At 72.8% G+C, this 13439-nt stretch carries 13 protein-coding genes and 1 tRNA gene; 1 reads left to right on the top strand and 13 read right to left on the bottom strand.

Annotated elements, in window-relative coordinates:
- Positions 1-37: 37 nt before the first annotated feature.
- The 4 genes from rarD to QMC84_RS06170 all read right to left on the bottom strand — a co-directional run bounded on the left by rarD (position 38) and on the right by QMC84_RS06170 (position 5622).
- Positions 38-949, bottom strand: a complete 912-nt coding sequence (gene rarD, locus QMC84_RS06185) for an EamA family transporter RarD (RefSeq protein ID WP_300372904.1) — start codon at positions 947-949, stop codon at positions 38-40.
- Between the two features lie 608 nt (positions 950-1557).
- A complete protein-coding gene (locus QMC84_RS06180; protein ID WP_300372901.1) occupies positions 1558-2664 on the bottom strand; it encodes a 2-oxoacid:ferredoxin oxidoreductase subunit beta in 1107 nt (368 codons plus the stop codon).
- Positions 2661-4652: a 2-oxoacid:acceptor oxidoreductase subunit alpha gene (locus tag QMC84_RS06175; protein WP_300372899.1), complete on the bottom strand. Its 1992-nt coding sequence runs from the start codon at positions 4650-4652 to the stop codon at positions 2661-2663. Before QMC84_RS06175 ends, QMC84_RS06180 begins: the two co-directional genes overlap by 4 nt.
- A 478-nt stretch (positions 4653-5130) precedes the next feature.
- Positions 5131-5622 (bottom strand): YajQ family cyclic di-GMP-binding protein, encoded by a 492-nt coding sequence (locus tag QMC84_RS06170; protein WP_300372897.1) that lies wholly within the window; start codon positions 5620-5622, stop codon positions 5131-5133.
- 119 nt (positions 5623-5741) lie between these two features.
- Here QMC84_RS06170 and QMC84_RS06165 point away from each other — a divergent pair.
- Positions 5742-5823 (top strand) — tRNA-Tyr (locus QMC84_RS06165).
- Between the two features lie 72 nt (positions 5824-5895).
- On the opposite strand, the gene QMC84_RS06160 is transcribed toward QMC84_RS06165, so the two are convergent.
- The 9 genes from QMC84_RS06160 to QMC84_RS06120 form a co-directional block, all read right to left on the bottom strand.
- Positions 5896-7254, bottom strand: coding sequence for an FAD-binding oxidoreductase (locus QMC84_RS06160; RefSeq protein WP_300372894.1), 1359 nt, complete (start codon positions 7252-7254; stop codon positions 5896-5898).
- 5 nt (positions 7255-7259) lie between these two features.
- Positions 7260-7538, bottom strand: coding sequence for a TraR/DksA C4-type zinc finger protein (locus tag QMC84_RS06155; RefSeq protein WP_300372891.1), 279 nt, complete (start codon positions 7536-7538; stop codon positions 7260-7262).
- A gap of 38 nt (positions 7539-7576) precedes the next feature.
- Positions 7577-8011 (bottom strand): TraR/DksA C4-type zinc finger protein, encoded by a 435-nt coding sequence (locus QMC84_RS06150; RefSeq protein WP_300372888.1) that lies wholly within the window; start codon positions 8009-8011, stop codon positions 7577-7579.
- 95 nt (positions 8012-8106) lie between these two features.
- On the bottom strand, positions 8107-8460 hold the full coding sequence (locus tag QMC84_RS06145) for a hypothetical protein (RefSeq protein WP_300372885.1): 354 nt from the start codon (positions 8458-8460) through the stop codon (positions 8107-8109).
- 98 nt (positions 8461-8558) lie between these two features.
- Complete coding sequence (locus QMC84_RS06140; RefSeq protein WP_300372882.1) at positions 8559-8714, bottom strand: hypothetical protein; 156 nt, start codon at positions 8712-8714, stop codon at positions 8559-8561.
- A 74-nt stretch (positions 8715-8788) separates the two neighbouring features.
- Positions 8789-9730, bottom strand: a complete 942-nt coding sequence (locus tag QMC84_RS06135) for a metallophosphoesterase (protein ID WP_300372879.1) — start codon at positions 9728-9730, stop codon at positions 8789-8791.
- A gap of 81 nt (positions 9731-9811) precedes the next feature.
- Complete coding sequence (locus tag QMC84_RS06130; protein WP_300372876.1) at positions 9812-11278, bottom strand: FAD-dependent monooxygenase; 1467 nt, start codon at positions 11276-11278, stop codon at positions 9812-9814.
- A 69-nt stretch (positions 11279-11347) separates the two neighbouring features.
- Entirely contained in the window at positions 11348-12523 is a 1176-nt protein-coding gene (gene fahA / locus QMC84_RS06125) for a fumarylacetoacetase (RefSeq protein WP_300372873.1), read from the bottom strand.
- Positions 12520-13392, bottom strand: a complete 873-nt coding sequence (locus QMC84_RS06120; RefSeq protein ID WP_300372871.1) for a hypothetical protein — start codon at positions 13390-13392, stop codon at positions 12520-12522. Before QMC84_RS06120 ends, fahA begins: the two co-directional genes overlap by 4 nt.
- Positions 13393-13439 lie beyond the last annotated feature (47 nt).

The following is a 13439-nucleotide window of genomic DNA, read 5'->3' as shown; positions in this document are numbered from 1 at the left end:
GGCGCATCTTGCCCGGCTGAGAGGGCCGACTCGGCGCTCAGGCGGCCGTGGTGGCCTCGACGGTCAGCCGCAGCTGGCGGCGACGGTGGTTGACCGCCTCGACGGTGAACACGACGAGCGCGATCCAGACCAGCACGAAGCCGACCCAGCGGCCCGCCGGCATGTCCTCGTGGAACCACAGGACGCCGAGGGCGAACTGGATGATCGGCGCGAGGTACTGCAGCAGCCCCAGGCTCACCATCGACACCCGGGTGGCGGCGGCGCCGAAGCAGATCAGCGGGATGGCGGTGACGATGCCGGTCGTCGCGAACAGCAGGGCGTGCCCGGCGCCGTGGCTGGCGAAGTTCGACCCCCCGGTCCAGCCCAGCCAGGCCACGTAGCCGGCGGCGAACGGGGCGATCACGGCGGTCTCGAACGCGAGGCTCTCGGTTGCGCCGACGTTCGCGGTCTTCTTGCACAACCCATAGCTGCCGAACGAGAAGGCCAGGATCACGGCGACCCACGGCACCCGCCCGTAGTCGAGGGCCAGGACCGCCACCGCTCCGAGGGCGAGCCCGAGCGCCATCCACTGCAGGGGCCGCAGCCGCTCGTTCAGGACCACCACGCCCATCAGCACCGTCACCAGCGGGTTGATGAAGTAGCCCAGTGAGGTCTCGACGACCCGGTCGTTGTTGACGCCCCAGATGTAGGTCACCCAGTTCACGCTGATCACCGCCGCCCCGATGGTCAGCAGGAGCCGGACCCGGCGGTCGCGCAGCACGGCGCGCAGCTGCGTCATGCGCCCCAGCGCCAGCAGGAGCAGCCCCATGGTGAGGGCGGACCAGAGCACGCGGTGGGCCAGGATCTCGGCCGCCCCCGCCGGCTCGAGCAACGGCCAGTAGAGCGGGAACGTCCCCCACATGGCGTAGGCCGCGAACCCGAACGCAAGCCCACGACGCGGTTCCGGCACCCGCACAGCATAGGAGGGCGGCGTACGGACTTGCTGGCCCGGGCCCGCGGGCAGGTCCCCGGCGCGGAGGCCGGCCAGAAGCGCCCGCAACTCTCGGAGGGAGACCCCACAGATGCGTCCGACCCTGACCACGCTGACCGCCTCGATCGCGCTGGGCCTGGCCGTGGCCCGGCCCAGGCGGCTACGGCGCCGGCCGACGGCCGCGTCCGGCCGGTCGTGAGCGCGCCGCTCTAGCGCGGGACGGAGAAGCCGACCCGCGACCTGCACGACTCGATCGTGACGTCGAGGGCAGGCTCTTCTTCAAGGGCCGCGTCGACCCCGGACACGGGCCGGTCGTCATGCAGAACAAGGAGTGCTCGTCGGCCGAGTGCGCCTGGAAGGTCTTCGAGCCGGTGCCCACGCATGGGCTGAAGGAGCGGTGGCAGGTCCGCGTCCTCGCACCCGAGCGCGGGAACTGATACTGGCGGCGTTACGACCAGGCCTGCGGCGGGTACGCCAGGTCCTGGACGCGCGTCTGCAAGACCTACGCGACGCGCCGCTGAGCCTCGGGCACGCGGAAGGGTCCCGCTCTCGGGCGGGACCCTTCGTGCAGCTCATCGTGCTGCGGGTCAGACCACCGTCCAGGTGTCGCCGCCGCCGATCAGGGCGGCCAGGCGCTCGGTGCGGTCGCCGGGGTGGGCGGCGCGGGCCTCGCCGACCTGGGCGCGGGCCTGGTCGTCGTAGGTCGGCCGCTCGACCTGGCGGAAGATGCCGATCGGGGACTGGTTGAGGTAGCCGGAGTCGGTGAGTCGGGAGATCGCGAACGCCATGGTGGGGTCGGGGTTGTAGGCGTTGTGGACCAGCAGTCGGTCCTCGACCGCGTCGCCGAGGTCGGCCAGGTCGACGACCTTGACGCCGCCGGTCTCGCTGTCGCGGATCAGGCCCTTGGTGCCGAGGCCGTTGCTGTCGGGGGCGCCGAACCGGATCGGCTCGCCGTGGACCAGCGGGATGATGGCGTCGGCCTTGGTGTCGGGGTTCTTGAGGGCGTCGAAGGCGCCGTCGTTGAAGATCGGGCAGTTCTGGTAGATCTCCACGAACGAGGTGCCCCGGTGGGCGGCGGCCGCGGAGAGCACCGCGGTGAGGTGCTTGCGGTCCGAGTCGATGGTGCGGGCCACGAAGCTGCCCTCGGCGCCGAGCGCGAGGGAGACCGGGTTGAAGGGGTGGTCCAGGGAGCCCATCGGCGTGGACTTGGTGATCTTGCCGGCCTCGGAGGTGGGGGAGTACTGGCCCTTGGTGAGCCCGTAGATGCGGTTGTTGAACAGCAGGATGGTCATGTTCACGTTGCGGCGCAGCGCGTGGATCAGGTGGTTCCCGCCGATGGACAGCGCGTCGCCGTCGCCGGTGACCACCCAGACCGAGAGGTCTTCTCGCGCGGTGGCGATGCCGGTGGCGATCGACGGGGCCCGGCCGTGGATGGAGTGCATCCCGTAGGTGTCGAGGTAGTAGGGGAACCGGCTCGAGCAGCCGATGCCGGAGATGAACACGATGTTCTCCCGGCGCAGGCCCAGGTCGGGCAGGAACCCCTGGACCGCCTTGAGCACCGCGTAGTCACCGCAGCCGGGGCACCAGCGCACCTCCTGGTCGCTGGTGTACTCCTTGCCGGTCTGGGCCTGCTCGGAGTTCGGGACGAGCTCGACCCCTGAGCGCAGCCCGGGGAAGTTGAGGTCGGTGGTCATGACAGCGCCTCCTGGGTGGACACGGCGGTGCTCGCGTCGGGGCTCGCGGCGGGGGTGGCGTCGGCGCTCAGGTCGACCTGGATGCCTTCGGCCTGGGAGATCAGCTCACCGATGGCCTCGGCGACCTCGGCGGCTTTGAGCGGCAGGCCGCGGACCTGGTTGTAGCCGACGGCGTCGACGAGGTACTTGGCGCGGATCAGCATCGAGAGCTGGCCGAGGTTCATCTCGGGGACCAGCACCTTGTCGTAGCGCGCGAGGATCTCGCCGAGGTCCTTGGGGAACGGGTTGAGGTGGCGCAGGTGGACCTGCGCGACGCGGTAGCCGGCCTTGCGGACCCGGCGTACGCCGGCGCCGATCGGCCCGTAGGTCGAGCCCCAGCCCAGGGCGACGACCTTGGCGCCCTGCCCATCCTCGGCGGAGGGGTCGTCGACCTCGAGCGGCGGCAGCGACTCGGCGATCCGGTCGACCTTGGCCTGGCGGGTGCGGACCATGAGGTCGTGGTTGGCCGGGTCGTAGGAGATGTTGCCGGTGATGTCGGCCTTCTCGAGGCCGCCGATGCGGTGCTCGAGCCCGGCCACGCCCGGGGGCGCCCACGGGCGGGCCAGGGTGTGGGGGTCGCGGGCGTAGGGCTGGAACGCCGAGGTCGTGCCGTCGGGGTCTTGCGGGCCCGGTGCTGCGAAGTTGGGGTCGATGGTGGGCAGGTCGGCCAGCTCGGGGATCCGCCAGGGCTCGGAGCCGTTGGCCAGGTAGCCGTCGGAGAGCAGCATCACCGGGGTGCGGTAGGTGACCGCGATCCGGCACGCCTCCAGGGCGGCGTCGAAGCAGTCGCCCGGTGAGCGGGGCGCCACGATCGGTAGCGGCGCCTCGCCGTTGCGCCCGAACATGGCCTGGAGCAGGTCGGCCTGCTCGGTCTTGGTGGGCAGCCCGGTCGAGGGCCCGCCACGCTGGACGTCGACGACGACCAGCGGCAGCTCGGTCATCACCGCGAGCCCGATCGCCTCGGACTTCAGCGCGATGCCGGGGCCGCTGGTGGTGGTCACCGCCAGGGAGCCGGCGAACGACGCCCCGATCGCCGCGCCCACGCCCGCGATCTCGTCCTCGGCCTGGAACGTGGTCACTCCGAACGCCTTGTGCTTGGACAGCTCGTGGAGGATGTCCGAGGCCGGGGTGATCGGGTAGGAGCCCAGGAACACCGGCAGGCCGGACTGCACCCCGCCCGCGACCAGGCCGTAGGCCAGCGCCAGGTTGCCGGTGATGTTGCGGTAGGTGCCGGGCGCCATCGGTGCGGGCTTGATCTCGTACTGCACGACGAACGTCTCGGTCGTCTCGCCGAAGTTCCAGCCAGCCTTGAACGCGGCGATGTTCGCGTCGCGGATGTCGGCGACCTTCGCGAACCGCTTCTCCAAGAACGTCACCGTCGGCTCGGTGGGCCGCCCGTACATCCAGGACAGCAGCCCCAGCGCGAACATGTTCTTCGCGCGCGCCGCGTCCTTGCGCGAGAGCCCGAACTCCTTGACCGCCTCGATCGTCATCCCGGTCAGGTCCACCGCATGCACGGCGAACGCCCCGAGCGGGTCGTTCACGTCGCCCAACACGTCGAGGGGGTTGGTCGCATACCCCGCCTTGGCCAGGTTGCGGGCCGTGAAGTCGTGGGTGTCGACGATGATCGCGGCGCCCTTCGGCAGATCGCCCAGGTTGGCCTTCAACGCCGCCGGGTTCATCGCCACCAGCACGTCGGGTGCGTCGCCGGCGGTCAGGATGTCGTGGTCGGCGAAGTGCACCTGGAACGACGAGACGCCCGGCAGCGTGCCCTGGGGGGCCCGGATCTCGGCAGGGAAGTTGGGTAGCGTCACCAGGTCGTTGCCGAAGACCGCGGACTCCTGGGTGAACCGGTCACCGGTCAGCTGCATCCCGTCCCCGGAGTCACCCGCGAACCGGATGATCACCCGGTCGAGCTGCTTGACCTGCTTGCCCTGCTGAACAGACACGGCGCGCGCCTACTTCCTGGTTCTTCCCTGGTTGCCTCACGCTTGCGCGGCGGGAGAACCGGCCCACGGGCACCCCGCCGATCGTACTCGCGCCGCGACCGTAACTAGAACACGTTCCAGTTTTGGTTGAATCCGGTCGGGTTGCGCGGATTCCCACGATAGCCGTGGGCCCGGTGCCACCGAACCAGTCTCTCTCGGTGGATGAGTGAGCCATGCCACATCCGTCGACTGGTCCAGATGTCGGCGACGAGCAAACCGGCGCCCTTGGAGTGGGTGACCCCGGCCCCGGGTACCGCCGTCGTTCCCGCGGTGGTGGCGACCCGTGTGAGGCGGCAGGCGTCGGGTGTGGTCGGGCGGGCGGTGTCGGGGCAACCGAATGCCGGCGTAGGTGGGTTGCTGGCGCACCGCCGGCCCAGGCTCGGCCCGGGGCCGAGCCCCGGCCTGCTCGGGTGCGCCCGGACGGGCGGGGTCGACGCGCTCAGCGGTAGTTGGTGAACTGCACCGCGAAGTCGTAGTCCTGCTGCTTGACCAGGGCGATCACGGCCTGCAGGTCGTCGCGCTTCTTGGAGGAGACGCGCAGCTCGTCGCCCTGGATCTGCGCCTTCACGCCCTTGGGGCCCTCGTCGCGGATCAGCTTGGAGACCTTCTTGGCATCCTCCGAGGAGATGCCCTCCTTCAGTGCGATGGCGATCTTGCTCTGCTGGCCGGACGGGCGGGGCTCGGAGGCGTCGAGCACCTTGAGGCTCACGTCGCGCTTGATCAGCTTGGTCTTGAAGACGTCGAGCACCGCGTTGGCCCGGTCGTCGGCCGAGGCAGAGATCTCGATCGCGTGCTCGCCCTGCCACTCGATGGTGGCGCCGGTGCCCTTGAAGTCGAAGCGCGTCGCGATCTCGCGGGCCGTCTGCCCCAGGGCGTTGTCGACCTCCTGACGGTCGATCTTGCTCACGATGTCGAACGACGAGTCGGCCATGGTGCACTCCTGTCGTCTGCGGCGCCCAGGGAGGGCGCTGAGGTTTTCGTCTGCCATGACGGCTGCGCTATTGTTTCGCCAAGTTGCCGCTGGGCCAAACGGCCCCGGCGCAGCATCCCGGCAGGTTGCCCGAGCGGCCAATGGGAGCGGACTGTAAATCCGTCGGCTTTGCCTTCGAAGGTTCGAATCCTTCACCTGCCACTGGACGCAGCTCCAGGCGCCTGACCCCCACCGCGGTGGGGGTCTCGTGCGTTTCGGCGGCTGCCGCGCGGATCAGCGCAGCGGGTCGAACGGCCGCAGCTCCTCGGGGGCGGTGCCGGTGGTGATCTGCTCGGCGAGGAGCTTCCCGGTCACCGGCCCGAGCGCCACTCCCCACATGCCGTGCCCGCCGGCCACGAAGACCCGGGACGAGCTGGTCGAGCCGATGAGCGGGAGGCCGTCGGCGGTGCACGGGCGGGAGCCGACCCACTCGTCGTGGCGGTGGTCGAGGTCGACGCCGCCGAGCAGGGGACGGGCCGCCTCCACGATGGCGCGGATCCGGCGCCGGTCGAGCTCCTCGTCGGGCCGGCGGAACTCCATCATCCCGGCGACCCGGAGCAGCGGGACGCCCTCCTCGCCGTACGGCGGGTCTCCGATCGGGTTGACCGGCTCGTGCAGGGGGGTGCAGGCGACCCGCTGCTGTGGGAAGTACACCGGGCCGTCGGGGACCCGATCGCCGGTGACGGTGAACGAGTAGCCGCGGCCGGCCTGCACCCACCGGGTGACCCCGAACGGCCGCGCGAGCCGGCTCAGGCTCGCACCGGTGGCGAGGACCACGGCGTCGTGGCGGTGCCGGCCCCCGCTGCTGTCGACGACCCAGGCCGCGTTCCGCTCGGTGGTGACCTCCTCGACCCGCACCAACTCTCGCAGCTTGCCGCCGCGCTCGATGACGGAGCGGGCCAAGGCGCGCACGAAGTTCGGCGGGTGGATGTAGCGCTGCGCGTGGAGGAGCACGGCGGCCCCGACCTCGGCGCTCAGGCCCGGCTGCGCCTGCTGGACCTGCGGCCCGGTGAGGTAGTCGTAGTGGACCGGCTGGCCCGCCAACTCGATGCGCCGGAGCTCGTGGAGCAGCGCCGACGCCTCGCTCGTGGTGCGGTAGCCGGCCACGAACGGCTTCGCCCGGTGCGGGCGCGGCGTGGCCTCGGCGTCGGCGAGGTCCTCGAAGGCCCGGATCGCGAGCCGGTTCACCGGTGCGTACGCCGCCATGCCGCTCTGCCAGTGCCGGGTGGTGCAGTGCCGGGCGAACCCGCCGAGGAACCGCCACAGGGCCGGGTCGAGGCGCGGCGGGACGTAGACGGGCGAGGACGGCTTGAGGACCGAGGCCAGGCCGTACCTGAGGACGTCCGGCTCGGGCAGCGGTGCGGTGAGCGCCGGCGTGAGCCAGCCGGCGTTGCCCCAGGAGGCGCCGCTCGCGGCGTGGTCGGCGTCGTACACCGTGACGGTCGCGCCGCGCTCCTGGAGGAACCAGGCGACGCTGAGCCCGACGATGCCGGCACCGACGACGGCCACCTCGCGCGGCGGAGCGGTCGGACCCGGGCGCAGCGCCCGCGTCGCTCCGGCCGTCAAGCGGCCCCGGGTGCCCCTTCCGCTCATCGCCGTCACCGCCCCACGCAGCTCACGCAGGTGCCGGCCCAGGGCCGGAACTCGAGCCGGTCGGCCGGGATGTCCTGGCTGCACGCCGTGCAGGTCCCGAACGTCCCGTCCGCGAGCCGGCCGCGGGCCGCGGTGATCTCCGCCAGGGTCTGCCTCAGCGCGCTCCGCTGGACGGCGACGACGGGGTCGTCCTGCGCGTCGGGAAGGCTCTGCAGCTGCACGTCTCGGGTTGCGGCGGCCTCGATCAGCAGTGACTCGAAGTCGTAGGCGGGCTGGGCGGTCATCGGGTGTCCCCTCTCGGTTCGTCGGTGGCGCGGGCCGGTCAGATGTCGAGTGCGCAGTACACGCAGCGCGGGGCCCACGGGCGTTGGGTCAGCAGGGCGAGCGAGATCGGCGAGGAGCACTCCAGGCAGCGGCCGTAGGTGCCGGCGGCCAGCCGGGCCGAGGCTGCGGCGGCCTCGCGCAGCACCTGCTGCAGCCGCGCCCGGTAGGCGATCGTGCGCTCCCCCAGCTCGTGCGGCTCCGGCAGGGAGCGCAGCCGCAGGCCGGCCGCTGCCGCGACGGCGTCCAGCCGGCGGGGTGCGTCGATCGGGAGCGCGACGGTGTCGTCGAACCGCGATCCGGGCTTCGACGGCGGTGCGAAGAGGTCGAGCTCGAACCACTCGGGGCGCTCGCTGACCCGGCGTTCCCGCTTGCGGTCTCGGCGGTCTCGGCGTCCTCGGCGGTCGGTGGTGGTGGCGACGAGGTCGGACTTCATGACATTCCCTCCCAGGGATGGGGCCGTGCCCGAGCGGGCCCCGGGTGGTGGGCGTGGTGCGTGTGGTGGCCGGGTGAGTGGGACGGCGGGGGCCGTCAGCGAAGGGCGCAGGGGCCGCACAGGGGCGACCAGGGCCGGGACAGCGCCAGGTCGAGGTCCGCACGGCCTCCGCACCGGTGGCAGCTGCCGTACGTGCCGGCTGCCAGCTCTGCCAGCTCTGCCTGGGCGGCCCGGATGGCCGCCAGGATCCGCTGGACGCTCTCCCGGTGCGCTACGGCGACCGGGGTGGTGGCCGCAGGCAGCGCCTTCAGCTGCGCCTCGCGAGTGGTCGCGGCGACCTCGAGGTCGGCCGCGATCCGCTCGAGGGCCTGGCCCGGGTCCGCCGGGGCGGCGGCGCCGGAGCCGGACCGCCTGGGTCCTGCGTGAACGAGCCCTGGATGATCCCGCATCGGATACTCCTGTCTCCGGGGTAGGCCGAAGCGGCGGTCCGGTCGGGACGGGACCGCTGGCCTGAGGAGCTGGGTGACCTGAGTTGGTGCAGCTGCCGTCAGGCGGGCGGGGCGCGGTCGACGCTGCGACGCAGGACGTCGAGGCCGCGGATGCCGCGGGCGATCTCGCTCAGCTCGATCGCGAGGAGGGCGGCACCGGACGGCAGGTGGGACGGCTCAGCCGTCGCCTGTCGTACCTCGAAGATCGGTGCCATGGCCGGACCATAGCACCGGCCTGGGTACGCCCGGCCATCCTCGCGAGCGGCCGGTAGGCGGGTCGGATCGGCGCTCAGGTGTGCCCGGGGGCGTCGAGCTCGCCGGTGTACAGGGGAGAGTCCTTGCGGGAGACCAGGTCGCGTCGCTGCTCGCGGGTCAGCGCCTCGATCTGGGCGCCTACGTCGGCGGGGAAGCCGCTGACCTCGGGTGCCTCGTCGACCGGCACCACGGTGTGGACGATCCGGTCGTCGTAGAGGTGCACCATCGTGATGGCCTGGTGCCCGTCGACGCCGGAGACGAACCGCTCGACCGGCGCGGGATCGGAGGTGTAGCAGGTCGCGGACGCGACGGAGACCGGGATGCCGGCGAACGTGGAGTACGTCGAGTAGTGGAGGTGCCCGCCCAGGATGCAGCGCACGTCGGTGCCGGTGATCACCTCGGCGAGCCGGTGCTGGTCGAGCAGCTCGATGACCGCGGCTGCCGGCATCATCGGGATCGGGATCGGGGGGTGGTGCAGGGCGAGCAGGGTGCCGTGCGGTGCCGGGACGGCGAGCACGTCGGCCAGCCACGCGAGCTGGTCGTCGGTCAGCTCCCCGTGGTGGTAGCCGGGGACGCTCGTGTCCAGCGACACGATCCGCAGCCCCGCGACCTCGTGCACGCGGTCCTGGGCCGCGTCCTGCTCCGTGGCGTCCGAGCCGAACAGGCCGCGCGCGTACGCCGCGCGCTCGTCGTGGTTGCCCATCACCCACACGACCGCCGCGCCCAGGTCCGCGGCGGCGGGCTCGACGAGCTCGCGCAGGCGGGCGTACGCCGCGGGTTCGGCCTTGTCGGCGAGGTCGCCGGTGAACACCAGCGCCTGTGGCGGCGCGTCGAGCCGGGAGAGCCGGGTCAGCGCGAGCCGGAGACGGGCCTCGGTGTCGATGACGCCGTACTGCCGGGCGCCGCCTGCCAGGAGGTGCGGGTCGCTGACGTGGGCGACCACGTGGCCGGGTGCGGGGTACTGGCCGAGCTGCACGCCATCACGCTACCGGTGGTGGGTGTGCTGGCGGGCCGGGGTCACGCCGCGCCCGAGCCGTGCTGGCCGAGGCGGACTCGCCTACTGGCTGAGGCCTGGGCCGGCGAGCAGCGAGCCGACCGCCTCGCCCAGTGCCCCCGGGGCTGGGGCTGCCGCGACGTGCGCGTCCGGCCGGACCACCCAGGCCTCGCCCGCGGTCAGGCCCAGCTCGTCGGCCGGTCCCGTGGGCAGCGCCACGGCCGAGCAGGGGAAGGGGAGATCCGGCACCTGGACCGGGTCGCGCGAGAGCAAGAGCAGCCCGCGCCGGGCCAGCTCGCGCAGCCGGACGCCGTCGACGGCGTGGTCGGGCAGGATCGCCCCGACCGCCGGGTGCGGGTGGTCGCCGTACCGGAACGGCGCGTAGAGCCGGCCCGAGTCGATCTGCGTGCGTGCCTCGGGGTCGGTGACCGCGCGCTCGAGCACTGCGCACCGGTGTGCCCACCCGGCGTCGGACTGCGGGACGAGGAAGTCCATCGTGCGGGTGGTGACCGCCAGGTTGTCCTGTGCGGCCGCGCGGCGCTCGACGTCGTACGCCGGTGTCAGGCCGCGACCCCAGCCGTGCAGCTCGAACGCGATCCGCCAGGCGGCGTTCTCGGCGTCCGCGACGCCGGAGTTCAGGCCGCGGGCACCGAACGGCGCCACCAGGTGCGCGCAGTCGCCGGCCAGCAGCACCCGGCCCGCGCCCATCGTCGTCGCACAGCGGGAGTGGAACCGGTAGACCGTGCACCACACGACCTCGTGGTCCCGGTCGCCGACGATCCGCCTGATCCGGCGGTCGAGGTCGCCGCTCGCCCGCTCCTGCTCGAGGTCGAACTCGGGCGCCACCTGCCAGTCGATGCGGTACGTCGAGTCCGGGCACGGGTGCATCAGCACCTGGCGGCCGGGGTTCCACGCCGGGTCGAAGTAGAAGCGGCGCTCGAGCTCGCGGTCGGGGAGCTCGCAGCGGATGTCGCAGATCAGGAACCGGTCCGCGAAGCTGCGGCCCTCGAACTCCGCGCCGACCGCGCGTCGTGCCACGTCGCCGTGGGCGCCGGCGCAGGCGACGACGTACGGCGTCGCGATGCTGCCGTGCGTGGTCTCGACCCGCGCGCGGTCCCGGTCCTGGGTGATCCCGGTGACGGTGGTTCCCCATCGGGCCTCGATCAGCGGCTGCTCCGCGATCCGCTCGTCGAGCAGCTGCTCGACCCGGGCCTGCCCGATGTTCACCCAGGGCGGGAACGGGCTGCTCCCGCTGTCGGCGAACGCGAGGTGGAACAGCTCGTGCTCGCGGTAGTAGGTCCGCGCGACCCGCCAGGTCACGCCCTCGTCCGCGATCTCGCGCCCGGCGCCGACCGAGTCCCAGATGTCGAGGGTCTCGCGCTGCTGGCAGATCGATCGGGAGCCGACCGGCGTGCGCCGGTCCTGGGCGTCGAGCACGATCGTCGGGACGCCCCAGCGGGCCAGGAGCAGCGCGGTCGTCTGGCCGACCGGCCCGTTCCCGACGACGACCACCGGTGGTCCGTCGTACATGGAGGCACGCTAGCCCCGCCGGCCGGCGCCCGTCCCGGGTACGCCGCATCCTCCGATCGGGGATCGGGCTCAGGTGCGGGCGGGCTCGACGACCCCGGCGACCTCGCCGAGGGTGATCCGGCCGCCGGCCGTGCCGGGGGCGGCGTAGCGGATCACGACCTCGTCGCCGTCGTCGAGGAACGCGTCGTCGGCGCCCCAGCCGAGCTCGAGCAGCGAGCCCCGCTGGTCGGGCTCGGGGCCGCTGATGGTGCCGGACGCGTAGAGGTCACCGGTGCGCAGGCTCGCGCCGTTGACCGTGAGGTGCGCCAGCAGCTGCGCGGGCGACCAGTACATGGTGCGGTAGGGCGGCCGGCTGACCACCTCGCCGTTGACGGCCACCTCGACGTCGACGTCGAGGCCGCGGGTGGCGCCGGGGCCGAGGTAGGGCAGCGGCTCGGGGTCCTGGCCGGGCAGGTCGACCCACGCTGCGTCGAGCGCCTCGAGCGGCGTGACCCAGTGCGACACCGAGGTCGCGAACGACTTGCCGAGGAACGGACCCAGCGGCACGTACTCCCAGGCCTGGATGTCGCGCGCCGACCAGTCGTTGAGGCCGACCACGCCGAACACGTGGTCGGCGAACGCGTCGTACGGCACCGGTGTCCCGAGCTCCGACGGCGTGCCGACCACGAAGCCGAGCTCGGCCTCGATGTCGAGCCGGGTCGAGGGGCCGTACGTCGGCGCCGGGTCGCCGCGGCGCTGCCCGCACGGGCGGACGACGGGCGTGCCCGAGCCGACGACGGTGCCGGCGCGGCCGTGGTAGCCGACCGGCAGGTGCTTCCAGTTCGGCAGCAGCGGCTCCGCGTCCGGGCGGAAGATCCGGCCGACGTTGGAGGCGTGGTGCTCGCTCGCGTAGAAGTCGACGTAGTCGGCGACCTCCACCGGCAGGTGCAGGGCGACCTCGGTGAGCGGCACGAGGTGCGGCTCGACCAGGTCGCGCTCGCTCTCGTCGCTCAGCAGCCCGACGACCCAGGCGCGCACGGACTCGCGGACCCGGCGCCCCTCGGCCATCAGCGGGTTGAGCGAGCGCGCCTCGAGGACGCGGTGGACGTCGAGCATCTCGGCCGCCGCGACCGGGGCCAGGTCGAGGACCTGGTCGGCGATGCGGACGCCGACCCGGGGCTCCTCGCCGGGGCGGGAGAAGACGCCGTACGGCAGGTGGTCGACGCCGAAGCCGGAGCCGTCCGCCCCGGGCACCCAGCTGCTCACGACAGCCCCAGGAGGCCCAGGGCGGCCAGGTCCGCGAGCGGCTCGTCGATCGAGCAGGACCCGAAGGAGGTGAACCAGCGGCGGGCGCCGGCGAGGTCCAGGTCGCGGGCCGCGGCCGCCAGCGCGTCGCCGTCGCGGCGCTCGAGGACCTCGACGACCGCGTCGGGCGCGGCGCCGTCGAAGGCCAGCCGGGTCGCGACCAGCAGGTTGAGGAAGCCGTGGTGCTCGAACCCCCCTGACTCCGCCTCGCCGGTGTGCCGCACCGCGTGGTGGAGGCCGGCGGTGCACTTGAACGGCGTCTCGCGGTCGAGCGCTGCGTCGATCCAGCGGGCCAGCGCGTGGGCGTGCGGGTACGCCGCGGCGTCGAGTCCACCGGTGCGGAACTTGAGCCGGAACTCGTTCGCGGCGACCTCGTCCGCGGCGGCGAGCCAGGACCCGGTGGACGGGACGTGCGGGAGCTCGACGTACACCGGCACGTGGTCGTCGAGCTGGCCCTCGGCCCGGGCGGCGTCGACCGCGGCGGCGACCCGGCGGGCGTTGCCGGGCAGGTCGTCGACGTCGCGCAGCGCGATCTCGATGCCCTCGACCGCGATGTGCAGCCTGCGGGCCAGTGCGGTCAGCCCGGCGATGTTGCCGGCGCCTCCGGTGACGACCACCGAGAGCGCCAGCGGGGTCGCCTTCAGGTCGGGCAGGTCGATGTCGCGGACCACGAACGTGCCCACCAGGTCGGCGTACGGCTCGCTCCGTCTGGCCTGATGGTCGGCCGCGGCGCGCTCCAGCGGCGCGTCGCCGGGCGGGAAGATCGCGGCGTCGTCGACGAGGCCGCGCCACGTGTGCCCGAGAGCAGGTACCGGCGGTTGCGTTGACACGATCGCTACTCTAACCACGAGACAGATAGCGAACGAAGGTGTCCGGT

This window comes from Nocardioides sp. (assembly GCF_030019515.1).
Lineage (GTDB): Bacteria > Actinomycetota > Actinomycetes > Propionibacteriales > Nocardioidaceae > Nocardioides.
This window is presented reverse-complemented; position numbering and strand designations above follow the sequence as displayed.

What these genes read in the sequence shown, in the direction of transcription:
- QMC84_RS06180 (WP_300372901.1), bottom strand. Translation starts at nt 2,664, where the DNA reads ATGACCACCGACCTCAACTTCCCCGGGCTGCGCTCAGGGGTCGAGCTC.
- QMC84_RS06170 (WP_300372897.1), bottom strand. Translation starts at nt 5,622, where the DNA reads ATGGCCGACTCGTCGTTCGACATCGTGAGCAAGATCGACCGTCAGGAG.
- QMC84_RS06160 (WP_300372894.1), bottom strand. Translation starts at nt 7,254, where the DNA reads ATGAGCGGAAGGGGCACCCGGGGCCGCTTGACGGCCGGAGCGACGCGG.
- QMC84_RS06155 (WP_300372891.1), bottom strand. Translation starts at nt 7,538, where the DNA reads ATGACCGCCCAGCCCGCCTACGACTTCGAGTCACTGCTGATCGAGGCC.
- QMC84_RS06150 (WP_300372888.1), bottom strand. Translation starts at nt 8,011, where the DNA reads ATGAAGTCCGACCTCGTCGCCACCACCACCGACCGCCGAGGACGCCGA.
- QMC84_RS06145 (WP_300372885.1), bottom strand. Translation starts at nt 8,460, where the DNA reads ATGCGGGATCATCCAGGGCTCGTTCACGCAGGACCCAGGCGGTCCGGC.
- QMC84_RS06140 (WP_300372882.1), bottom strand. Translation starts at nt 8,714, where the DNA reads ATGGCACCGATCTTCGAGGTACGACAGGCGACGGCTGAGCCGTCCCAC.
- QMC84_RS06130 (WP_300372876.1), bottom strand. Translation starts at nt 11,278, where the DNA reads ATGTACGACGGACCACCGGTGGTCGTCGTCGGGAACGGGCCGGTCGGC.